The organism is Geodermatophilus pulveris (genome assembly GCF_900188375.1).
Lineage (GTDB): Bacteria > Actinomycetota > Actinomycetes > Mycobacteriales > Geodermatophilaceae > Geodermatophilus > Geodermatophilus pulveris.
This window is the reverse complement of the sequence record NZ_FZOO01000006.1, coordinates 120,517-141,738: the sequence shown is the minus strand read 5'-3', so window position 1 is coordinate 141,738 and position 21,222 is coordinate 120,517. Positions and strand designations below refer to the sequence as shown.

Annotated in this window: 20 protein-coding genes; 6 read left to right on the top strand and 14 right to left on the bottom strand. The window is 77.8% G+C overall.

Annotated features, from left to right (window positions below; genetic code table 11):
* Positions 1–6 precede the first annotated feature (6 nt).
* Positions 7–804, top strand: a complete 798-nt coding sequence (locus tag CHB98_RS13700) for a trans-aconitate 2-methyltransferase (protein ID WP_089306163.1) — start codon at positions 7–9, stop codon at positions 802–804.
* A 19-nt stretch (positions 805–823) separates the two neighbouring features.
* Here CHB98_RS13700 and topA read toward each other — a convergent pair whose 3' ends face one another.
* From topA to CHB98_RS13680, 4 genes are all read right to left on the bottom strand, one after another.
* Positions 824–3,712 (bottom strand): type I DNA topoisomerase, encoded by a 2,889-nt coding sequence (gene topA, locus CHB98_RS13695; protein ID WP_089306162.1) that lies wholly within the window; start codon positions 3,710–3,712, stop codon positions 824–826.
* A 196-nt stretch (positions 3,713–3,908) separates the two neighbouring features.
* Entirely contained in the window at positions 3,909–5,435 is a 1,527-nt protein-coding gene (locus tag CHB98_RS13690; RefSeq protein WP_089306161.1) for an alpha/beta hydrolase, read from the bottom strand.
* Entirely contained in the window at positions 5,432–5,746 is a 315-nt protein-coding gene (locus CHB98_RS13685; protein ID WP_143425085.1) for a hypothetical protein, read from the bottom strand. Before CHB98_RS13685 ends, CHB98_RS13690 begins: the two co-directional genes overlap by 4 nt.
* Before the next feature lie 175 nt (positions 5,747–5,921).
* Positions 5,922–8,183, bottom strand: a complete 2,262-nt coding sequence (locus CHB98_RS13680; RefSeq protein WP_089306159.1) for a sodium-translocating pyrophosphatase — start codon at positions 8,181–8,183, stop codon at positions 5,922–5,924.
* A 221-nt stretch (positions 8,184–8,404) separates the two neighbouring features.
* On the opposite strand from CHB98_RS13680, the gene CHB98_RS13675 reads away from it, so the two are divergent.
* Positions 8,405–10,885 carry a DEAD/DEAH box helicase gene (locus CHB98_RS13675; protein ID WP_245821145.1) on the top strand — a complete coding sequence of 827 codons (2,481 nt, stop codon included), beginning with the start codon at positions 8,405–8,407 and terminating at the stop codon, positions 10,883–10,885.
* Here the strand turns inward: CHB98_RS13675 and CHB98_RS13670 are convergent.
* From CHB98_RS13670 to ssd, 7 genes are all read right to left on the bottom strand, one after another.
* The gene (locus tag CHB98_RS13670) at positions 10,882–11,256 is read right to left on the bottom strand and encodes an Rv3654c family TadE-like protein (protein ID WP_089306158.1); all 375 of its coding nucleotides are present in this window, start codon (positions 11,254–11,256) and stop codon (positions 10,882–10,884) included. The two genes, CHB98_RS13675 and CHB98_RS13670, sit on opposite strands and share 4 nt — an antisense overlap.
* A complete protein-coding gene (locus tag CHB98_RS13665) occupies positions 11,253–11,639 on the bottom strand; it encodes a TadE family type IV pilus minor pilin (protein ID WP_089306157.1) in 387 nt (128 codons plus the stop codon). Before CHB98_RS13665 ends, CHB98_RS13670 begins: the two co-directional genes overlap by 4 nt.
* Complete coding sequence (locus CHB98_RS13660) at positions 11,639–11,908, bottom strand: DUF4244 domain-containing protein (protein ID WP_089306156.1); 270 nt, start codon at positions 11,906–11,908, stop codon at positions 11,639–11,641. The genes CHB98_RS13665 and CHB98_RS13660 overlap by 1 nt, the downstream gene beginning before the upstream one ends.
* 126 nt (positions 11,909–12,034) lie before the next feature.
* Positions 12,035–12,757 carry a type II secretion system F family protein gene (locus CHB98_RS13655; protein WP_089306271.1) on the bottom strand — a complete coding sequence of 241 codons (723 nt, stop codon included), beginning with the start codon at positions 12,755–12,757 and terminating at the stop codon, positions 12,035–12,037.
* Entirely contained in the window at positions 12,754–13,548 is a 795-nt protein-coding gene (locus CHB98_RS13650; RefSeq protein WP_089306155.1) for a pilus assembly protein TadB, read from the bottom strand. The genes CHB98_RS13655 and CHB98_RS13650 overlap by 4 nt, the downstream gene beginning before the upstream one ends.
* Positions 13,545–14,684, bottom strand: a complete 1,140-nt coding sequence (locus tag CHB98_RS13645) for a TadA family conjugal transfer-associated ATPase (protein WP_089306154.1) — start codon at positions 14,682–14,684, stop codon at positions 13,545–13,547. The genes CHB98_RS13650 and CHB98_RS13645 overlap by 4 nt, the downstream gene beginning before the upstream one ends.
* The gene (ssd, locus tag CHB98_RS13640; protein ID WP_089306153.1) at positions 14,681–15,793 is read right to left on the bottom strand and encodes a septum site-determining protein Ssd; all 1,113 of its coding nucleotides are present in this window, start codon (positions 15,791–15,793) and stop codon (positions 14,681–14,683) included. The genes CHB98_RS13645 and ssd overlap by 4 nt, the downstream gene beginning before the upstream one ends.
* Before the next feature lie 128 nt (positions 15,794–15,921).
* Between ssd and CHB98_RS13635 the strand changes: the two genes are divergently transcribed.
* Positions 15,922–16,770, top strand: coding sequence for an HAD family hydrolase (locus tag CHB98_RS13635; protein ID WP_089306152.1), 849 nt, complete (start codon positions 15,922–15,924; stop codon positions 16,768–16,770).
* 13 nt (positions 16,771–16,783) lie between these two features.
* On the opposite strand, the gene CHB98_RS13630 is transcribed toward CHB98_RS13635, so the two are convergent.
* The 3 genes from CHB98_RS13630 to CHB98_RS13620 all read right to left on the bottom strand — a co-directional run bounded on the left by CHB98_RS13630 (position 16,784) and on the right by CHB98_RS13620 (position 19,241).
* Positions 16,784–17,005 carry a hypothetical protein gene (locus CHB98_RS13630; RefSeq protein ID WP_089306151.1) on the bottom strand — a complete coding sequence of 74 codons (222 nt, stop codon included), beginning with the start codon at positions 17,003–17,005 and terminating at the stop codon, positions 16,784–16,786.
* A 269-nt stretch (positions 17,006–17,274) separates the two neighbouring features.
* Complete coding sequence (locus CHB98_RS13625) at positions 17,275–18,252, bottom strand: aldo/keto reductase (RefSeq protein ID WP_089306150.1); 978 nt, start codon at positions 18,250–18,252, stop codon at positions 17,275–17,277.
* 200 nt (positions 18,253–18,452) lie between these two features.
* Positions 18,453–19,241 carry a Fic family protein gene (locus tag CHB98_RS13620; RefSeq protein ID WP_089306149.1) on the bottom strand — a complete coding sequence of 263 codons (789 nt, stop codon included), beginning with the start codon at positions 19,239–19,241 and terminating at the stop codon, positions 18,453–18,455.
* 75 nt (positions 19,242–19,316) lie between these two features.
* Here CHB98_RS13620 and CHB98_RS13615 point away from each other — a divergent pair, with 75 nt between their 5' ends.
* The 3 genes from CHB98_RS13615 (at position 19,317) to CHB98_RS13605 (ending at position 21,214) form a co-directional block, all read left to right on the top strand.
* Entirely contained in the window at positions 19,317–19,868 is a 552-nt protein-coding gene (locus CHB98_RS13615; RefSeq protein WP_089306148.1) for a histidine phosphatase family protein, read from the top strand.
* A 90-nt stretch (positions 19,869–19,958) separates the two neighbouring features.
* On the top strand, positions 19,959–20,480 hold the full coding sequence (cobU, locus tag CHB98_RS13610) for a bifunctional adenosylcobinamide kinase/adenosylcobinamide-phosphate guanylyltransferase (RefSeq protein WP_089306147.1): 522 nt from the start codon (positions 19,959–19,961) through the stop codon (positions 20,478–20,480).
* Positions 20,477–21,214 carry an adenosylcobinamide-GDP ribazoletransferase gene (locus CHB98_RS13605; protein ID WP_089306146.1) on the top strand — a complete coding sequence of 246 codons (738 nt, stop codon included), beginning with the start codon at positions 20,477–20,479 and terminating at the stop codon, positions 21,212–21,214. The genes cobU and CHB98_RS13605 overlap by 4 nt, the downstream gene beginning before the upstream one ends.
* Positions 21,215–21,222: the final 8 nt, after the last annotated feature.

The window sequence follows — 21,222 nt, the reverse complement described above, 5'->3', positions numbered from 1 at the left end:
CGGCACGTGACCACCGCCGCCGCCTGGGACCCGGCCGGATACCTGCGCTTCGGCGACGAGCGGGCGCGGCCGTTCACCGACCTGCTGGCCCGCGTCGGCGCCCGTGACCCCCGCACGGTCGTGGACCTCGGCTGCGGCGAGGGTGCCCTGACCGCGTCGCTGGCGCAGCGGTGGCCGGGGGCGCAGGTCACCGGGATCGACTCCTCGGCGGAGATGCTGGCCGCGGCCGCCGCCCACGCCGTCCCGGGCCGGGTGCGGTTCGCGGCCGGCGACGTGCACGCCTGGCAGCCCGAGGGGCCGGTCGACGTGCTGGTCACCAACGCCGTCCTGCACTGGGTGCCCGGGCATGACGCGCTGCTGCGCCGGTGGGCCGGGCAGCTGGCGCCCGGCGGGTGGCTGGCGCTGCAGGTCCCGGGCAACTGGCGGGCGCCGACGCACGCGCTGCTGGCGCAGCTGTGCCGCTCGCCGCGCTGGGCCGGGTCGGTGGGCGACGCCGCGCCGCGCGAGGACGCCGTGCTGGACCCGGCCGGCTACCTCGAGGTGCTCGCCGGGGCAGGGCTGGCCGTCGACGCGTGGGAGACGACGTACCTGCACGTGCTGCGCGGGCCCGACCCGGTGCTCGGCTGGGTGCGCAGCACCGTGCTGCGCCCGGTGCTCGGCCGGCTCGGGGAGGACGACGCCGCCGAGCTGACCGCCGAGTACGCCGCAGCACTGCGGGCCGCCTACCCGCCCCGGCCGGACGGGACGACGCTGCTGCCCTTCCGGCGGGTGTTCGCCGTCGGGGCGGCCCCCGGGGCGCGGTGAGCCCGCCCGCGGCGTCCGCTCAGCCGGCGGGGACGGCGTCGCCGCTGGGGCTGGCCTTCTTCGTGGCGGCGGTCTTCTTGGCGGCGGTCTTCTTCGCCGCCCCCCCGGCCTTCTTCGCCGTCCCCCCGGCCTTCTTCGCCGTCCCCCCGGCCTTCCTGGCCGTCGCCTTCTTCCGGGTGCCCGGGTTGGCGCGCCGGTCGGCCAGCAGCTCGGCGGCCCGCTCGAGCGTGATGCTCTCGACGTCGTCGCCCTTGCGCAGGCTGGCGTTGGTCTCGCCGTCGGTCACGTACGGGCCGAAGCGACCCTCGCGGAGGGTGACCGTGCCCTGGGTGACCGGGTCGGCGCCCAGCTCCTTGAGCGGTGCCTTGGCGGCCGCCCGGCCGCGTTGCTTGGGTTGGGCGAAGACAGCCAGCGCCTCGTCGAGGGTGACGGTGAACAGCCGGTCCTCGGACTCCAGCGACCGGGAGTCGCTGCCCTTCTTCAGGTAGGGCCCGTACCGGCCGTTGAGGGCCTGGATCTCCTCGCCGTCCGGGGCGGTGCCGACCGTGCGCGGCAGCGTGAGCAGCTGCAGCGCCTGCTCCAGGGTCACCGTCTCCGGCGACATGGACGAGAACAGGCTCGCCGTCCGCGGGCTCTCCTTGCTGCCCTCGGGCACCACGGTGGTGACGTAGGGGCCGTAGCGGCCGGCCTTGACCACGACCGCCAGGCCGGAGGCCGGGTCGGTGCCGAGCCCGCGGTCGCCGGAGGGCGCGGCCAGCAGCTCGTCGACCTTCACCTGGGTCAGCTCGTCGGGAGCGAGGTCCTCGGGCAGGCTCACGCGCGGACCCTCCTCACCGCCGACCTGCAGGTAGGGCCCGTAGCGCCCGACCCGGACGACCACCGGCTCGCCGTCGGGTCCGGTCGCCCGCAGCGGGATGGAGTTGACCCCGCGGGCGTCGATCTCCTCCAGCTGCTGGCCGATGACCGACTTGAGCCCGCCGGAGGCCGCGATCCCGCCGGCGTGCCGGCCCTCGCCGCCGAAGTAGAACTCGGTGAGCCAGTCGACCCGGCCCAGCTCGCCGGCCGCGATCTCGTCGAGCTCGTTCTCCAGCAGAGCGGTGAAGTCGTAGTCGACGAGCTGGGCGAAGTGCTGCTCCAGCAGGTTGACCACGGCGAAGGCCACGAAGGTGGGCACCAGCGCGGCGCCCTTCTTCCAGACGTAGCCGCGGTCCTGGATGGTCTGCATGATCGACGCGTAGGTGGAGGGTCGGCCGATGCCGAGCTCCTCCAGCCGCGCGACCAGGCTCGGCTCGGTGTAGCGCGACGGCGGGGTGGTGGTGTGCCCCTTGGCCTCCAGCTCGCGGGTGTCGAGCCGCTGGCCGCGCTCCACCTGCGGCAGCCGGCGCTCGGCGTCGTCGCTGCCGTGGTCGTCCTCGCCGCGGGCGCCCTCGTCGCGGGACTCCACGTAGGCGCGCAGGAACCCGGGGAAGGTGATGGTGCGGCCGCTGGCGGTGAACTCGACCGCCTCGTCGGTGCTGCTGCGCCCGGCCAGCCGGATGCTCACGCTCTGCCCGACGGCGTCGGCCATCTGCGAGGCGATGGTGCGCTGCCAGACGAGCTCGTAGAGGCGGAACTCGTCGCGGGCCAGCTGGCCGGCGAGCTGACCGGGGGTGCGGAAGGAGTCACCGGCCGGGCGGATCGCCTCGTGCGCCTCCTGGGCGCCCTTGGCCTTCTTGCTGTACCGGCGGGCCTCTGCCGGGACGTAGGCGTCGCCGTAGAGCTCGCGGGCCTGGGTGCGGGCGGCGTTGACCGCCTCGGTCGACAGGTTCGTCGAGTCGGTGCGCATGTAGGTGATGTGGCCGTTCTCGTACAGCCGCTGGGCCACCCGCATGACCTGCGCGGACGACCAGCCGAGCTTGCGGCCGGCCTCCATCTGCAACGTGGACGTGGTGAACGGCGCGTACGGACGGCGCCGGTAGGGCTTCTCGTCGACCCGGCTGACGGAGACCTGCCGGCCCTCCAGGCGGGCGGCCAGCCCGCGGGCACCGGCCTCGTCGAGGTGCACGACCTCGCCGGTCACCCGGCCGGTCGCCGGATCGAAGTCGCGGCCGGTGGCCACCCGGCTGTCGTCGACGCTCACCAGGCGGGCGCGCAGCGTCGTCGGCTCGCCCTCGTCGGCGCCGGTCTTCCGGCCGGGGACGGCGAAGGTGCCCTCCAGCGACCAGTAGTCGGCCGCGTGGAACGCCATCCGCTCCCGCTCGCGCTCCACGACGATCCGGGTGGCCACCGACTGCACCCGGCCGGCCGACAGCTTGGGCAGCACCTTCTTCCACAGCACGGGGCTGACCTCGTAGCCGTAGAGCCGGTCCAGGATGCGGCGGGTCTCCTGCGCGTCGACCAGCGCGGTGTCCAGCTCCCGGGGGTTGGCCACGGCGCGGGCGATGGCCTCCGGGGTGATCTCGTGGAAGACCATGCGGCGCACCGGGACCCGCGGCTTGAGGGTGTCGACCAGGTGCCAGGCGATGGCCTCGCCCTCGCGGTCCTCGTCGGTGGCGAGGTAGACCTCGCTGGCGTCCTTGACCAGTTGCTTGAGCCGGCTGACCTGCTGCCTGCGGTCAGGGCTCACCACGTAGAGCGGCTCGAAGGAGTTGTCGACGTCGACGCCCAGGCGCGCCCAGGACTCGCCCTTGTGCTCGGCCGGCACGTCGGCGGCGTTGCGCGGCAGGTCGCGGATGTGACCCACGCTGGCCTCGACGACGTAGCCGTTGCCCAGGTAGCCGGCGATCTTGCCGGCCTTGGTCGGTGACTCCACGATGACCAGTGGCCGCCCACCCCCGGCAGCGGTCCGGCGGCGGGCCGGCGTGCCCGTGCCGCCGGAGGCCGCCGCGGCGGTCCGGGTTCCGGTGTTCGTGGTCTTCGTGGGTGCCACGGTGCTCCTGTCGGTGCTGCTGGGTGCAGACGCCGGTGGGCCGGCGCCGGGCGGGGCGACCGTGGCCGCCCGCCCTCGGCGACGCCACGGTAGGCCACGAGCCCGGCGGGTGACCGCGTGGCGACCCACCGTGGGCGCGCCGTCACCCGCTCCAATGGTCGGCGGGGGCCGGGTGTTCCCGCGCGGCGACGACCCGTCAGCCCGGTCGATCGCCCACCGCCAGACGCTCGCCGATCCCCGTGAGCGTGGCGGATCCGCGCTCGTAGTAGTCCGAGTGGCCCGCTCCCTCGTCGACCGGCAGGGTGATCGCACCGTAGTGCGGTGAGGAAGGAGCGCTCTGGAACCCGGGCGCGTCCAACGCCTCGAAGACAGCGGCAGGCCACCTGATCCAGTCGTCGGCCCCGGTGGCCTGGAAGACCTCCGGGACCTCGAGGTCGTCGGCCTCGCCCGGGACCCCCGGGCTCCCCAGCAGGCCGACGTCGTCGGCCGCGAGCAGCCCCTCCTCCGCAGCGGCCGCAGCGACCACCTTCGTGCCGTAGCTGTGCCCGAGCACGCCGGTGTGCGGGCGCGGGGTCCCGGCGACGGCCCGTGCGGCGGCGAGCCCGTCGAGCGTGGTGTCCAGGGCCCTCCCGCCGTCCCGGGCGTACCTGGGTCGTACCGCGGCACTGACGACACCCGGCGGGGTCCGGTACCCCAGCCACGCCACGGTGGCCACGGCCAGACCGGGGGCCGCCGCTCGCGCCGCGTCGGCAACGGCGTCTGCGTCCTCGGCCACGGCGTCGAGGTCGTCCGCCACCTCGGTACCGACCCCCGGTACGAGGACTCCCACGGACTCAGCTGTGTCGAGGTCACCGAGCGCGAGCGCGGCGAGCCCGGCTCCGACGTCCAGCTCCAGCAGTTGCACCTCCTCTCCCGCCGCCTCACGGTCGGAGACCTCGCGGGCGACGGCGATCGCGGTGTCGTGCTCGGCACCGCCCGCGGTGGCCACGGCCTGGGCGAGCAGCACGCGGTTGGCCCGGTCCCGCGCCCACGCCGGGACGCCCGGGAGCGCGCCCACCGCTGCCGGGTCGCGGGCGATCGCGGCCCACTGCTGCGCCGGCGACAACACCGACCACCACGCGGCCGTGTCCTCGGGGACCGCTCCGGTCGGCATCGTGGGCGGCTCGACGAGGTGCCGCCCCGGCAGTCCACTCGTCCAGCCGCGCCAGCTCGTCGGCGCGAGGTCGGCGACCGCGTCGAGCCCGGAGAGGGCCTCGGCTGCACGGGTGGCCACCGCCGCGGCGTCGGCCGCGTGCTGCCGGGCGCGGTCCTGGAGGTCCTGGAGCTGCAGCTCCAGGGCGGCCAGGTCGGGGTCTCCCGCGGCCACGGCGCCGACGGCCACCGAGGACGCGCCGTGCCGTAGGCGGTCTGCGACCTCCGCAGCGCGGCGGGCGACCTCCTGCGCCTCGGCCGCCTCGGAGGCCGCGCGGCGCAGCCAGCCGATCGAGTCCTCCAGGTCCCCGCCGGCCGAGGCGGCCGCTGCGGACAGCCGGGACAGGGATCCGGCTGCGGCCAGACCGGCCGGACCGCTCCACACGGCACCCGCCCAGACCGTCCGGGTGACCTCGTCGAAACGGTGGCGGACGACGGGGAGCCGGTCCAGCACGGCGTCCAGCACGGCCACGGCGGCACGGAGCTGCTCGACGTCCCAGGTCGTCATCGCCGCGACGTCGCCGTCGATCACCGGGGACCGGCCGCCTCGGTGGTCGGCGAGCCACCGATGTCCTGCGCCAGGGCGGCGTCCGCGGCCCGGTACTCGGCGGCCACCGCGTACAGCGCGGAGGAGAAGGCGGCGTCGTGCTGCGCCAGGCACCCGAGCACCTGCGACCACGCCGAGCCGGCCGTCGCCGTGGCGGCGGCGAGGTCGCCCACGGCGGCCGACCGGAGGAGCCCGACGGCCCGGGTGCACTCGTCCGCCTCGGCCGCCAGGTCGGCCGCCAGTCCGAGGAGCTGCGCGGCCAACCCGTCGAGGGCATCGGGTTCGACGGACACCACGGACACGAGGACCTCCCGGCGACTGCCCGGGCCCACGGCGGGACCGGTGCGCCGGGACGCTAGGGCGGCCGCGCGTCCTCCCCCGGCCGGCCGTCCACAGGGCCGGCCGCCGTCCACAGGTGCGCGCCGACCCCCCGGCACGGCCGGTCCGTGCCGGAGGGTCGGGCGGGTGGGCTCAGGGGACGCTGGTGGTCAGCGACGTGGAGGTGTCGGCCGAGGTGCCGCCGACGACGACCGAGCGGCGCTTGGAGACGACGACCGCGACCACGATCACCAGCAGGGCGCCGACCGCGATGGCGATGCGCAGGCCGGTCTGGGCGTCCTCGCCGACCGACAGCGCGACGACGGCGGGGGCGATGATCAGGGCGACGAGGTTCATCACCTTGATCAGCGGGTTGATCGCCGGCCCGGCCGTGTCCTTGAAGGGGTCGCCGACGGTGTCGCCGATGACGGTGGCGGCGTGCGCCTCGCTGCCCTTGCCGCCGTAGGCGCCGTCCTCGACCATCTTCTTCGCGTTGTCCCAGGCCCCACCGGAGTTGGCGAGGAAGACCGCCATCAGCGTGCCGGCCGCGATGGCGCCGACCAGGTAGGCGGCCAGCGGGCCGATGCCCAGGCCGAAGCCCACCGCCACCGGGGCGAGGACGGCCAGCAGGCCGGGAGTCGCCAGCTCGCGCAGCGAGTCCTTGGTGCAGATGTCGACGACCGCGCTGTAGTCGGGCCGCTCGGTGCGGTCCATGATCCCCGGCCGGGTGCGGAACTGCTCCCGCACCTCGAAGACCACCCGGCCGGCCGCCCGCGACACGGCGCTGATGGCCAGCCCGGAGAAGAAGAAGACCACCGCGGCGCCGAGCACCGCGCCGACGACGTTGTTCGGGTTGACCAGGCTGAAGGAGTCGCCGAGGGTCTCCCCGGCCTCGTCGAGCGCCACCCCGACCTGGGCGTTGTAGGACCCGAAGAGCGCGGTGGCGGCCAGCACCGCCGTCGCGATCGCGATGCCCTTGGTGATGGCCTTGGTCGTGTTGCCGACGGCGTCGAGGTCGGTGAGCACCCGGGCGCCGTCCTCGTCGATGTCCCCGGACATCTCGGCGATGCCCTGCGCGTTGTCGCTCACCGGGCCGAACGTGTCCATCGCGACGATGACGCCGGCGGTGGTGAGCAGGCCGCACCCGGCGAGGGCCACGGCGTAGAGGGCGGCCCCACCGCCGACCAGGAAGGCGCCGTAGACGGCGCCGCCGATGAGCAGCGCCGCGTACACGGCGGACTCCAGCCCGAGGGAGATGCCGGAGAGGATCACGGTGGCCGGGCCGGTCAGCGAGCTGCGGCCGATGTCCTTGACCGGCTTGCGGCTGGTCTCGGTGAAGTAGCCGGTGAGCTGCTGGATGGTCGCGGCCAGCACGACGCCGATGAGGACCGACACGAAGCCGAGCACCTGCGGGCTCACCTCCAGGTCGGCCACGTCGGAGACGCTGGGCAGGTACACGAAGGACGCCGCGGCGACGAGGACGAGGGAGACCACGGCGGAGGCGAAGAAGCCGCGGTTGATCGGCACCATCCCGGAGGTGTCGTTGGCGCCCGGCCTGGTGGCCAGCACGCCGACGACGGAGGCGATCACGCCGATGGCCGCGACCAGCAGCGGGAACACCATGCCCACGTTGCCGAAGAAGACCTGGCCCAGGATGAGGGCGGCGACCAGGGTGACCGCGTAGGACTCGAACAGGTCGGCGGCCATCCCGGCGCAGTCACCGACGTTGTCGCCCACGTTGTCGGCGATGGTCGCCGCGTTCCGCGGGTCGTCCTCGGGGATGCCGGCCTCCACCTTGCCGACCAGGTCCGCCCCGACGTCGGCGGCCTTGGTGAAGATGCCGCCGCCGACGCGCATGAACATGGCCAGCAGGGCCCCGCCGAAGCCGAACCCCTCGAGGACGATCGGCGCGGTCTCGTCGAAGAAGAGCAGTGCCAGCGCCGAGCCGAACAGGCCCAGGCCGATGGTGATCATCCCGACCACGCCGCCGGTCCGGTAGGCGATGCGGAAGGAGGGCTGGTACCCGCCGCCTCGGGCGGCCGCGGCGACCCGGACGTTGCCGCGGGTCGCCAGCGTCATGCCGATGAAGCCGACCGCCGCCGAGAAGAGCGCACCCACCAGGAAGAACAGCGCCCGGCCCAGCCTGGTCCCCCAGCCGCCGTCGGCGACCGGGAGGAGCAGCAGGAGCAGGAAGACGACGACCGCGAAGACCCCGAGGGTCTTGAACTGTCTGCGCAGGAACGCCGCGGCACCCTCCTGCACCGCCTGGGCGATCTCGCGCATGGTCGCCGTCCCCTGGTCGGCGGCCAGGACGGCGCGGACCAGGTAGCCGGCGAAGGCGAGGGCGGCGAGGGAGATGGCGAGCACGATCGTCACCAGGACGACGTCCCCGCCGGAGAGCGCACTGTCCGGCATGTGTTTCCTCCAGCAGTCAGCTGCCGCCGAGGCACACCCGCTCCGGTCGGCGGAGGTACGCGTCCAGCACGCGCGGGCCCGCACGGCTGGTGCCGCCGGAGTGTAAGCGGACTCACACCGTGTGCCGCTAGCCCTGCGGCCCGTCGAGTCGCCGCCGTCCTCCCGCGGGATCCGTCGCCGGCAGTCGGCGCGAGGTCGCCCGGAGGTGTGACAGTGAGGGGGTGACCTCGCTCCACGCGGTCCGGTCGGCTCCCCCTCCCGGCACGGACCCTCTTCCCCAGGGTGGGTCGCCCTCCCCCGCCGGCTCCGCACTGCCCGGGGCCGACCTGCTGGCCGCCGTCCTCGCCGGGACACCGGAGGGGGAGCAACCGGTCACCCACGTGCACCGGATGCCGGTGCGGGACAGCCGCACCCTGCCGTGGCCGGCCTGGGTGAGCCCGGAGCTGCGCGCACGCCTGGAGGCCCAGGGCGTGCGGGTGCCGTGGCGGCACCAGGTGGAGGCCGCGCAGCTGGCCCGGGACGGCGCGCACGTCGTCGTGGCCACCGGGACGGCGTCGGGCAAGTCGCTGGCCTACCAGCTGCCCGCGCTGACCCGGCTGGCCGAGGACCCCCGCGCCTGCGTGCTCTACCTGGCGCCGACCAAGGCGCTGGCGCGCGACCAGCTGGGGTCGGTGGCCGCGCTGGCCGACCCGTCGGTGCGCCCGGCCGCCTACGACGGCGACACCCCCGTGGAGGAGCGGGAGTGGGTCCGCCGGCACTCGCGCTGGATCGTCACCAACCCCGACATGCTGCACCGCGGCGTGCTGCCGGCCCACCAGCGCTGGTCGAGCACGCTGCGCCGGGTGGCCTACGTGGTGGTCGACGAGTGCCACGCCTACCGCGGCGTCTTCGGCTCCCACGTCGGGCACGTGCTGCGCCGGCTGCGCCGCATCTGCCGCCGCTACGGCGCCGAGCCGGTGTTCCTGCTGGCGTCGGCCACGGTGGCCGAGCCGGCCGCGGCGGCGACCCGCCTGGTCGGGGCGCCGGTCGTCGCGGTGACCGAGGACGGCTCGCCGCGGCCCGGTGCGACCTTCGCGCTGTGGGAGCCGCCGCTGACCGACCGCACCGGGGAGCACGGCGCCCCGCTGCGCCGCTCGGCGGCGGCGGACGCCGCGACGCTGCTGGCCGACCTGGTCGAGCGGGGCGCCCGCACGCTGGCGTTCGTCCGCTCCCGGCGCAGCGCGGAGTCGGTGGCCGACCAGGCCCGCTCCGTGCTGCGCGACCGCGGCCGCGGCGACCTCGCCCGCCGGGTGGACTCCTACCGCGGCGGGTACCTGCCCGAGGAGCGCCGCGAGCTCGAGCGGGCGCTGTCGGCCGGCGACCTGCTCGGGGTGGCCACCACCAACGCCCTGGAGCTGGGCATCGACATCGCCGGCCTGGACGCCGTCGTGCTGGCTGGCTATCCCGGCACGCTGGCCTCGCTGTGGCAGCAGGCCGGCCGGGCGGGCCGGGCGCAGCGGGAGTCGCTGGTCGTCTTCGTCGCGCGCGACGACCCGCTGGACCACTACCTGGCCCACCACCCGCGCGCGGTGTTCGGCCGCCCGGTGGAGGCCACTGTCACCGACCCCACCAACCCCTACGTGCTGGGCCCGCAGCTGTGCTGCGCCGCCGCCGAGCTGCCGCTCGTCCCGGAGGACCTGGCCGACTTCGGCGGTCCCGCGGCGCGGGCGCGGGTCGAGGAGCTGGTGGCCGAGGGTGCCCTCCGCCGCCGCCCCTCCGGCTGGTACTGGGCCGGGCGGGGCCGGCCGGACGTCGACATCCGGGGCAGCGGCCTGGCGCCGGTCACGATCATCGAGGGCGACACCGGGCGGCTGCTCGGCACGGTGGACGGCGACGCCGCGCACGCCACCGTGCACACCGGCGCGGTCTACGTGCACCGCGGCGAGACCTACGTCGTCGACGAGCTGTGCGTCGACGACGCCGTGGCGGTCGTCCACGCGGAGAGCCCGGAGTGGACGACGGTGGCCCGCGACGTCACCGACCTGGCGATCGCCGCCACCGACCGGTCGCGCTCCCTCGGCACCGTGACCGCGCACACCGGGGTGGTCGACGTGACCAACCAGGTGGTCGCCTACCAGCGCCGCCGGCTGGGCACCGGCGAGGTGCTCGCCGAGTTCCCCCTGGACCTGCCGGCCCGGCAGCTGCGCACCCGCGCGGTGTGGCTGACCCTCGACGAGCGGGCCGTCGGCCGGGCCGAGGTCGGCGACGCGGAGCTGCCCGGGTCGCTGCACGCCGCCGAGCACGCCGCGATCGGGCTCCTGCCGCTGCTGGCCACCTGCGACCGGTGGGACCTCGGCGGGGTGTCCACCGGCCTGCACCCCGACACCGGCGCGGCCACGATCGTGGTCTACGACGGGCACCCGGGCGGGGCCGGCTTCGCCGAGCGCGGGTTCGCGGTGCTGCGGCGCTGGCTGCAGGCCACCCGCGCCACCGTGGCCAGCTGCGAGTGCGAGAGCGGCTGCCCCTCCTGCGTGCAGTCGCCCAAGTGCGGCAACGGCAACGAGCCGCTGGACAAGGCCGGCGCGGTCCGGGTGCTCGACGTCGTCCTCGACGAGCTGGCCGCCGCCGAGGAGGCGGACGCCACCGAGGGAGACGGCGGGCCCGCCCCCGCCCCGGACCGCGCGGGCTCCTGCGGCGGGGACGCCGACGACCTGGTCTTCTAGTCCGCCGGGAGGACGGGACCGGCGCGGGCGCGGGCGCCGGCCGCGGCGACGCCCAGCGGGCCGAGCCGGACCGGCACCGTGACGGCGACGTCGACGACCGCGCCGCCGCCGACGGCGCAGGCGGTCAGCCGGGCGCCGTTGGCGCCGGCGACCTCGCCGGCCGCGGCGCACGCCGCGGGGTCGCCGCGGACGGCGCGTTCGGCCGCGGCCAGGGCCGCCAGGTCGGCCGCCGCGGCCGCCCGGTGCCGGCCCACCACCGCCGTGCCGACGAGCACCGCGGCCACGCCCACGGCGGCGAGGACACCGGACAGGGCCACCACCCACACCGTGGCCGCCCCCCGCTCCCCCGCCCTGCCGGTCGGCCGGCTCACCCCGCCGCCTCAGGGGTGCCCGGCTCGCGCCGGGTGACCGCCGAGGCGGCCACCGGCACCCGCAGCGGCACCGGGCCCAGCAGTGCCACGTCGGCCACCACCGTGACGGTGACGGTGGTCCCGTCGCCGGACACGGTGGTCCGGGCACCTGCCGGTGCAGCCCGTCCGGCCAGGGCGGTCACCAGCGAGGTCTCCTCGCCGCGGGCGGCGGCCCGGGCCCCCTCGCGGGCGGCGTCGACGCAGCGCAGCTGGGCGCCCACGACGGTGACCGCGGCGACCGCACCGGCCAGCACGAGCAGCAGCACGGGCAGCACGACGGCCGTCTCGGCCGTCACCATGCCGGCCTCGCCGGAGGGCCGGCCGGCGCGGTGCCGGCGGCCCATCAGGACAGGGTGGCCAGCGCGTCGGCGACCAGGGCGCTCAGCCCGTCGACGACCGAGCCGCCGGTGACCACCCGGTACAGGACGGCGGCGAACGCGCAGGCCGCCACGGTCCCCACGGCGTACTCGGCGGTGCTCATCCCGGCCTCGCCGGTGGCCCGGAGGCGGGCCCAGCGGGCCGGCAGCCGCCCGGGTGCCCGGTCGCCGTCCGGGGTGGCGTGGTCGTCGGGCAGCTCCCCGCCGTCGGGACGGGTGGTGCAGGGTCCGGTCACGGGACCTCCTCGGTGTCGGGCCCGCGTGCCGGGCCGGTGCACCGACCCTGGCGCGGTCGCGGCGCCCGGCACGGCCGGCGGCGCGATCTGTGGACGGCGCCCCCGGCTGTGGACGCCGGGCCGGGCTCAGCCGAAGACGTCGGCGGCGATGCCGAGGACCAGCGGCACGACGCCGAGGCACAGGAACGCGGGCAGGAAGCAGACGCCCAGCGGCGCGAGCACCCACACACCGGCGCGGCGGACGGCGGCGTCGGCGCGGCTGCGCTGCCCGGCACGGGCGTCGGCGGCCAGCGACCGCAGCGCCGGGACGACGGCCGACCCGGACTCGCCGCCGCGCACCAGCACCCGGCCGAGCGCGGCCAGCCCGGCCGGGACGTCGGCCCACGCACGCCGCGGCGCCGCGCCCAGCCGGTACAGCCCGGCGACCGCGGCCAGCTCCGGGCCGATGCGGCCGGGCAGCGCGGCGGCCACCGCGGCGAGCGCGCCGCCCACGGGCAGGCCCGCCTCCAGGCAGACCGCCAGCAGGTCGCAGGCGACCGGCAGGTCCTCCTCCGGGGGCGGCCCGGCGCGTGCGCCCTCCTCACCGGCGCGGCGCAGCAGCCGGTCACCGCCGACCGCGGCCACCCCCGCCACGGCCACGCCGGGGAGCCCGCCCACGACCAGCCCGGCGGCGAGACCCGCCGCGCCGGCGAGCAGCCACCGCCGGTGCGCGCCGCCCGCCCCGGGTGGCGGTACGGGGTCCGTCGCGTCCCGGGCGGCGAGCCACCGGGCCCGGACGGCGACCGGTGACCGCACCGGCCAGCAGAGCAGCGCGGCCGCGAGCAGCAGCGCCACCGCCGCAGCGCTCACCGCACCGCCCGGCGGACCAGTCGCGCCGACCACGCCAGCCCGCCGACCTCCAGCCCGACCCCGGCGACGAGCAGCACCTGGCCGGTCGCCGTGGTGGTCAGGACCCGCCACGGGTCGGCGCCGACGCCCCCGCCCATGAGCAGCCCCAGGACGGGGAGCCCGGCGAGCAGCGCGGCGCTGGCCTGCGCCCCCGCGGTGGCCGAGTGCAGCTCCAGCCGCTGGCGGGCCCGGGCCCGCAGGTCGTCCTCCACCGCGCCGACGACGGCGGCCAGGGAGCAGCCGGTGCGCGCGCTCAGCCGCGCGGCCGCCGCCACCCTGGCCAGGGCACACCCGAGCTCGTCGGCGTCCGGCGGCCGGCCGGCGCCGTCCTCCGGCGCCCGCACCGCCCGGGCCAGCGCGCGCCCGCTGCCGTCGTCCGCGCAGGCCGCGACCGCGGTGCGGGTGGCCTCGTCCAGCGAGCGGCCGCTGCGCAGCTCCGCCGCCAGCGCGGCCAGCGCCTCGACCAGCGCGGCCAGGCCCGCCTCCTGCCGGACGCCGGCCCGGCGGCGCAGGCCGGCCCGGGCGGCGAGAGCCGCGCAGCCGCCGGCGAGCACGGCGACCAGCGGGGTGCTGGCCAGCCCGGCGACCGCGGCCGCAGCCGCGGCCGCGGCCGCCGGCAGCGGGACGGCGGCCAGCAGGCGGGCCCCGGCGTCCGCCCACCGGGTCGCCGGGCGGCGACGCTCCCGCCGCAGCGCCGCCGGCCCCGGCCACGCCAGCAGGGCGGCGGCGAGCAGCAGCAGCCCGCCGCTCACCCGCGCCCCGCCGAGAGCAGCCCGGCCAGCTGCCCGGCCGCCGGGCAGGGGCCGCCGTCGGCGCGCCAGCCGGCCTCCACGACGACGAGGTCGCCGGCGCGGCGCACCACGCCGACCTCCTCGACCCGCCGTCCCGACGGCGCCCGGCGCAGGTGCACCACCACCGACAGGGCCGCGGCCGCCTGGCTGTGCACCGCGAGCCGGTCCAGGCCCGCGGCCACGCCGAGCGCCTCCAGCCGGGCCGGGACCTCGGCCGGCCGGTTGGCGTGCAGGGTGCCGCACCCCCCGTCGTGCCCGGTGTTGAGGGCGGCGAGCAGGTCGGTCACCTCCGGCCCGCGCACCTCGCCGACCGCGAGCCGGTCGGGCCGCATCCGCAGCGCCTGGCGGACCAGGTCGCGCAGCCGCACCTCCCCGACGCCCTCCACGTTGGCCGGCCGGGTGAGCAGCCGGACGACGTGCGGGTGCGCCGGGGTCAGCTCCGGGGCGTCCTCGCAGAGCACCAGCCGCTCGCCGGGGGGCACCAGCCCGAGCAGTGCGGACAGCAGCGTGGTCTTGCCCGAGCCGGTGCCGCCGGTGACCAGGAAGGCCAGCCGGGCGGCGACCAGCGCCCGCAGCAGCTCGCCGCTCGTCCCGGGCAGGGCGCCGCGCGCCGCCAGGTCGGCGAAGGACAGCGAGGCCCGGCGGAGCACCCGCAGGGACAGGCAGGTGCCGCCGCCGGACACCGGCGGCAGGACGGCGTGCAGCCGGGTGCCGTCGGGCAGGCCGGCGTCCACCCACGGCGCGGCGTCGTCCAGCCGCCGCCCGGCCGCGGCGGCCAGGCGGACGGCCAGCCGGCGCACCGCGTCCTCGTCCGGGAAGCCCACCGGCGTGCGCTCCAGGCCGGCCCCGCGGTCGACCCACACCTGGTCCGGGCCGTTGACCAGGACGTCGCTGGCGCCGGGCTCGCGCAGCAGCGGCTCCAGCGGCCCGGCGCCGGCCAGCTCGTCGACCGCGTCGCGGACCGCCCGCAGCACCTCGTCGTCGCCGAGCAGGCCGCCGGACTCCTCGCGCACCAGCGCGGCGACGGCGGCCCGCGTCGGGACCCCGGGCTCGAGCGCCAGCCGGGCGCGGACCCGGTCGACCAGCGCGCCGGTCACGCGGCCACCCCCTCCGCGCGGTCCAGCTCGGCGAGCAGCCGGCGGGCCAGGGCACCCAGCGGCGAGCGGGCGCCGACCTGGGGCGGGTGGCCCTGCTCCCCGCGGGCCACGGCGGTGCGGTCGTGGCCGAGCACCGCGAGCACCGGCCGCCCGACGACGTCGGCGACGTCCTCGGCCGACAGCCCGCCGGGCACCTGCCGCACCACCAGCCGCGCCGGGGACCACGGTGCCGCCGCGCCGTCGGGCCGCGGCTCGACCAGCAGGCGGGCGGCCGACGCGGCGCGCAGCCGGGCCGGGACGACCAGCACCGCGAGGTCGGCCTCGGCCAGCACCGCCGCGGCCGCCTGCGGCCCGGCCGTCCGCGGCAGGTCGACCACCACCGGCCAGCCGCCCGCGCGGGCCGCCTCGACCACGGCGGTCAGCGCCTCCGCGGGCACCTCCCCGGCCGCGGCGCGCGAGGCGGCGAGCACGGACACCCCGCCGACCCGCGGCAGCGCGGCCATGAGCGCGTCGCCGGCCACCCGGCCGCGCAGCCCGGCGAGCTCGGGCCAGCGCAGTCCCTCGTCGCGCTCGGCCCCGAGCAGCAGGTCCAGCCCGCCGCCCCAGCCGTCGGTGTCGACGAGCAGGACGCCGTCGCCACCCGGGGCTGCGGCCAGCGCCAGCGCCGTCGCCAGCGTGCTCGCCCCCGCCCCGCCGCAGCTGCCGCCCACCACGGCGAGCCGTCCCCGGTCCACCGGACGGCGCAGCGCCGAGGCCACCCGGGAGACCAGCCAGCCCTCGTCGGCGGGCAGCACCGCCACCCGCTCGGCGCCGCGCTCCACCGCGGCCGCCCACACCGGCGCCGGCGGCTCGGCCGGCGCGACGACGACCACGCCGGGGCGGCGCGGCAGGCCCTGCACCGAGGGGGCGGCCAGGACGTCGGCGCCGAGCAGGACCAGCGGCGCCTCCCGGTGTGCGCGGCGCAGCGCCGGGCCGCCCGTGGCGACCTCCGGCTCGGCGCCGGCCGCCGCGAGCAGCCGGAGGAGGTCGTCGAGCAGGTCCTCGTCGGCGCTGGCGACGAGCGGGCGGGCGGCCGGGGGGCGGGCGGACGGCGGGTGGTGTGCGGACACGCCCGCCAGCCCAGCGCCCGGGTCCCGCGTGCCGCGAGGGGCGGCGGGGATCTGTGGACGACCCGAACGGGTGTGGACGGCGCTGTGGCCGCCGTCACCGTCACCTGGCAGACCTACAGTCGTGAACCGTGACCCGCTCAGCGGCGTTCTTCGACCTGGACAAGACGGTCATCGCGAAGTCCAGCGCCCTGGCCTTCGGGCGTCCGTTCTTCCAGGGCGGGCTGATCAACCGGCGCGCGGTGCTCAAGGGCGCCTACGCGCAGTTCGTCTTCTCCCTCGCCGGCGCCGACGCCCAGCAGATGGAGCGGCTCCGCGCGCAGATCACCCGGATGTGCACGGGGTGGGACGTCGCCACCGTGCACGAGATCGTCCGCGAGACGCTGCACGACATCGTGGAGCCGATGGTCTACGCGGAGGCCGCCGACCTGATCGAGGAGCACCGGGCGGCCGGCCGGGAGATCGTCATCGTGTCCAGCAGCGGCGCGGAGATGGTGGAGCCGATCGGCGAGATGCTCGGCGTCGACCGCGTGGTGGCCACCCGCATGGTGACCGTCGACGGGCGCTACACCGGCGAGATCGAGTTCTACGCCTACGGGGAGAACAAGGCCGCGGCCCTCCGCGAGGTGGCCGCCGGGAACGGCTACGACCTGGCCGACTGCTACGCCTACAGCGACTCGGTCACCGACCTGCCGATGCTCTCGGCCGTCGGCCACCCCACCGTGGTCAACCCCGACCGGGCGCTGCGCCGGGTCGCCGCCGAGCGCGGCTGGCCGGTGCTGCAGTTCACCTGGCCGGTGGCGCTGGGCTCGCGCTTCCCGATCCGCTCGGCCCCGGTGGTCACGGGCGCGGCGGTGGGCGTGGGTGCCGCCGTCGCCGGGCTGGCCTGGTACGCCCGCCGGCGGGCGCTGCGGGTGGTCGCCGCGACCCCGCCGGTGCCGGTCGCGGTCCCCGGCCGACGGCGCCGCCGGGGCGCCTGAGAACGCCCCGCGCTCACAGTCCCGCCACGGCCCGGACGGTCAGGCCAGCCCCGATCGCCACGACCAGCCCGGCGGTGAGCAGCGGCAGCGCGCGGACGGCGGTCAGCGCGCCACCGGTGCGCCGCCCGGTGAGAGCGCGGACCGTGGACCAGCGTTCCACCCAGCCGCGGGCCCGCACCAGCAGCAGTCCGGTGCCGACCAGGGCCAGCGCCATCCCGACCCCGTAGGCGCCCATCGACTTCGGGCTCTAGGCCGACCAGTCCAGCCACCTGTGGCAGCTCCCGCTGCCGACGGGTCTGGGCACCGGTGGGCACACGGCGACGGTGCGGGTGGTCGATCCGGCCGGCCGGGAGTTCGTGGAGACGCTGAACTTCGAGGTCGTCGACGAGCGTCCGCAGCCGTTCTTCCGCACCGAGCTGTTCCCCGAGGAGGACTGACCGGGACGGCGTCCCCGGCCGGGCACCCGCCCGGCCGGGGGCGTCGCCGCCCACACGCCGGCGGGTCTCAGCCGCGTCGCGCGCCAACCCGCTCCTGCACCCGCTCCACCAGCGTGCGCACCGCGGACACCGGCCGGAACGCCCGCGCGGCCGCGGTGAGCGCCGACTGCTCGTCCGGGCGCAGGTCGACGTCCGCGGCGGCGGCGTTGGCCTCGACCTGCGCCACGCTGGAGGCCCCCGGGATGGCCACCACCCCGGGCAGGGACACCAGCCAGGCCAGCGCCACCTGGGCCGGGGTGACGTCGTGGGCCGCGGCGACCTCGCGCAGGACGTCGAGCAGCGGCTGCGCCCGGCGCAGGTTCTCGGTGCCGAACAGCGGGTTGGCCGCGCGGACACCGCCGGGCCGGTGGTCGACGGTGTACCGGCCCCCGAGCAGCCCCTGCGCCAGCGGGCTGTAGGCCATGACCACGCGGCCCTCGCGCTCGGCGAAGGGCACCAGGTCGTCGAGCGCGCGCGGCGCGGCCAGCGAGAAGTGCACCTGGTTGCTCACCACCGGCCGGCCGAGGGCGGCGTCGGCCGCCCGCCACCGCGCCAGGGAGTAGTTGGACACGCCGACCGCGCCGATGCGGCCCTCGTCGAGCAGCCCCCGCATCCCGGGCATGGTCACCGAGTCCGGCACCACCGGGTTGGGCTGGTGCACCTGGTAGAGCGGCACCCGGTCCAGGCCCAGCCGCCGGGCGCTGCCGGCGAGCCGGTTGCGGACCACCGGCGGGAACGGCGCGACCGGGAAGAGCTTGGTGGCCACGACGACGTCGGCCCGCTGGTCGCCCAGCGCCGCGCCGAGGATCCGCTCGCTGCGGCCGAAGCCGTAGACCTCCGCGGTGTCGAACAGGGTGATGCCCAGCTCGCGGGCCCGCCGGACGATCGCGGCCGCCTCCCCGGAGGCGTAGGCGTCGCCGTAGCCCCACTCACGGGAGCCGAACTGCCAGGTGCCCAGGCCGATCCGGCTGACCCGGCCGAGCCCGTCGACGTCGAGGAACCGCACGCGCCCAGTGTCCCCCTGGCCGCGGTGTCGGCCCGGGCGCGGGGGCCGGAGGCCTCCCGGACGGGTCGACGTCCGCCGGGGCTCAGCGACGCTCGGCCTCGGTGCAGGGGCCCGCGACGAGCGTGCGAGGCGTGGGGGGCACCGAGGTCCTTCTGGGCACGTGGTCGCGGTGTCGGCCGGTAGGCCGACGGTGTCACAGCTCAGCCGCGGAGCAGGGCCTCGGCGACCGCGAGGCCCTCGAGCGCCCCGTGCTCGGTGGCGCGGGCGCAGTGCACCAGCCACGCGGCCACGCCGTCGGGCTGCCCGCCGCGGTACCCGTCCAGCGCCCGGGCGTACTCCGCACGGCCGAGCTCGGCGAACCCGACCTCGGGCACGGACACCGCCTTGGGGTCCAGCCCGCGGGTGATCCCGGTGAGCCGGGCGGCCGCGCGGGCGACGACGCCGTCCGCGGTGCCGAAGGGCGCGACGGCGGCCAGCTCGCCGTGCACCACGGCGGCCAGGACGACGGCGGGCACGGTGGTCTCCCCGGTGACCAGCCGCAGCAGCGCGCCCAGGCGCGGGCCGGCGTGCGCGCCGGGGCGGCCGAGGGCGGCGCGGTCGGCGAGGTCGGCGGCGGCGAGCACGTGCAGCCGGGCGAGCACCTGCCCCGGCGCCCGCGACCAGGTGTCCTGCATCGAGCCGAGCGCCACCGACGTCCGCAGCGCGCCCTGCACCACCGGGTCCTCGACCCGCCCGGCCCGCAGGTCGGCGAGCGGGACGTCGACCCCCTCCAGGGCCGCGGACGCCCGGGCGCCGCGCAGCGCCGACTCGGTGCTGACCTCCGCCGACCGGTTGCGCATCAGCCGGTGCCGCAGCAGGCGGTCGATGCCGGTGCGGGCGCCCTCCGCGGCGTCGCGCACGCCGGGCAGGTCGAGCAGCGGGGCCAGCGGGTCGGCGGCGGCCGGGCGGGACACCGGCCGGCCGGCGCCGGGGCGCACGGGGATCGTCACGCCGCCGACGGTACGAGGCGGCCCCGAGCGACCGCCGACACGCCGTCCGGCCGGCTGGTTAGGCTCGCTGCCACCATGCCCCGGCCCCTGACCCTGCTGCTCGTGCGCCACGGGCAGAGCGAGTGGAACGCCGCGGGCCTCATGCAGGGGCAGACCCCGCACGTGCCGCTCACCGACCTCGGCCACGCCCAGGCGGCCGGCGCTGCCCGGGAGCTGGCCGCGCTGCGGCCCGGCGCCCTGGTGTCCAGCGACCTGCGCCGCGCGGTGCAGACCGCCGAGCACTGCGCCCGGGCCACCCGCCTGCCGGTCCACACCACGCCGGCGCTGCGCGAGCAGGGCTACGGGGTGCTGGAGGGCCGGCCGTCGCGCGAGCTGTGGGACGTCGTCGACTGGACCGACCCGCACTGGGCGGCGCCGGGCGGGGAGAGCCTGGCCGAGCTGCACTCCCGGGTGGGCGCCTACCTGGCGGAGCTGTCGGCCGAGCCACCGGCCGACGTGGTCGCCCTGGTCACCCACGGCGACACGATCCGGGCCGCCCAGGCCGTCGCCGCGGGGCTGGGCCCGGACGCGATGCCGGCGGTGACACCGCACAACGGCACGGTGACCTGCCTGGAGCTGGCGCTGTGAGCCGCCGGTGAGCGCCGCGGGAGCGACGGGCGGGAGAGCATCGCAGGGAGCGCCGGCGACCGAGGAGCGGAACGAGCCCGGAGCCGAGCCGTGAGCAGGGTGCTGGTGCTCGGCGGCTCGCGGTCGGGGAAGTCCGCGCACGCCGAGGCGCTGGTGGCCGGCGCCGGCGAGGTGACCTACCTGGCCACCTCCGCCCCGGCCGCGGGCGACGTCGAGTGGGCGCAGCGGGTGGCCGCGCACCGGGCCCGCCGTCCGGCCGGGTGGGCGACGCTGGAGACGACCGCGCCCGACGACCTGCGGCGCCCCGGCACCCTGCTGGTCGACAGCGTCACCACCTGGGTGGCCGCGCTGATGGACCAGGCCGGCGTCTGGACCGACGAGCCCGGCGCCCCCGACCGGCTGGCCCGCCGCTGCGACGACCTGCTCGACGCGTGGACGGCGACGCCCGCGCACGTGGTGGCGGTGTCGGACGAGGTGGGCCTGGGCGTGGTGCCCGAGACCCGCTCGGGCCGGCTGTTCCGCGACACCCTCGGGTCGGTCAACCAGCGGCTGGCGGGCAGCGCCGACGAGGTGTGGTTCGTGGTGGCCGGCCTGCCGCTGCGGCTGCGATGAGGTGGGTCGGCCCGCTGGAGTCCGCCGCGCTGCTCACCGTCCTGCGCGTCCCGGCGCGGGCGGCGGCCTCCACCCGCGGCGTGCTGCCGTGGGCGCCGCTGGTCGGGCTGGTGCTGGGTGCGCTCGCCGCCGGCGCCGCCGCCGCCGGGGCGCACCTGGTCTCCCCGCTGACCGGGGCGGTGCTGGCGGTCGCGCTCCTGGCCGTGCTGACCCGCGGGCTGCACCTGGACGGCCTGGCCGACACCGCCGACGGGCTCGGCCCGCTGCGCGGCCGCGAGCGGGCGCTGCAGGTGATGCGCCAGGGGGACGTCGGCCCGTTCGGCGTGGTCACGCTGGTGCTCACCCTGCTGCTGCAGGTCGCGGCCGCGGCCGCGCTGCTGGATGCCGACCGCGGCTGGACGGCGATCTGGGCGGCACCCCTGGTGGCCCGGCTGGCCATGGCCCGCACCGGGCTGGCCGGGGTGCCGATGGCCGAGGGCTCCGCGCTGGGCCGGTCGGTGGCCGGCACGGTGTCCACGCGCTGGCTCGCCGGCTGGGTGTCCCTCTCCGCCGCGCTGCTCACCCTGGCCGGCCCGGCCCTGCTGGCCGCCGCGGTGGCCGGCCTGGCCGCGGCCGAGCTGCTCCTGCGCCGGGCCCGCGCCCGGCTGGGCGGGGTCACCGGTGACGTCATGGGCGCCCTGGGCGAGACGGCGGCGACGGCCACCCTGCTGGTGGCCGCGGCCACCGTCCCCTGAGGCACGGG

What these genes read in the sequence shown, in the direction of transcription:
- CHB98_RS13630 (WP_089306151.1), bottom strand. Translation starts at nt 17,005, where the DNA reads ATGGGCGCCTACGGGGTCGGGATGGCGCTGGCCCTGGTCGGCACCGGA.
- CHB98_RS13665 (WP_089306157.1), bottom strand. Translation starts at nt 11,639, where the DNA reads ATGGGCCGCCGGCACCGCGCCGGCCGGCCCTCCGGCGAGGCCGGCATG.
- CHB98_RS13680 (WP_089306159.1), bottom strand. Translation starts at nt 8,183, where the DNA reads ATGCCGGACAGTGCGCTCTCCGGCGGGGACGTCGTCCTGGTGACGATC.
- CHB98_RS13605 (WP_089306146.1), top strand. Translation starts at nt 20,477, where the DNA reads ATGAGGTGGGTCGGCCCGCTGGAGTCCGCCGCGCTGCTCACCGTCCTG.
- CHB98_RS13615 (WP_089306148.1), top strand. Translation starts at nt 19,317, where the DNA reads ATGCCCCGGCCCCTGACCCTGCTGCTCGTGCGCCACGGGCAGAGCGAG.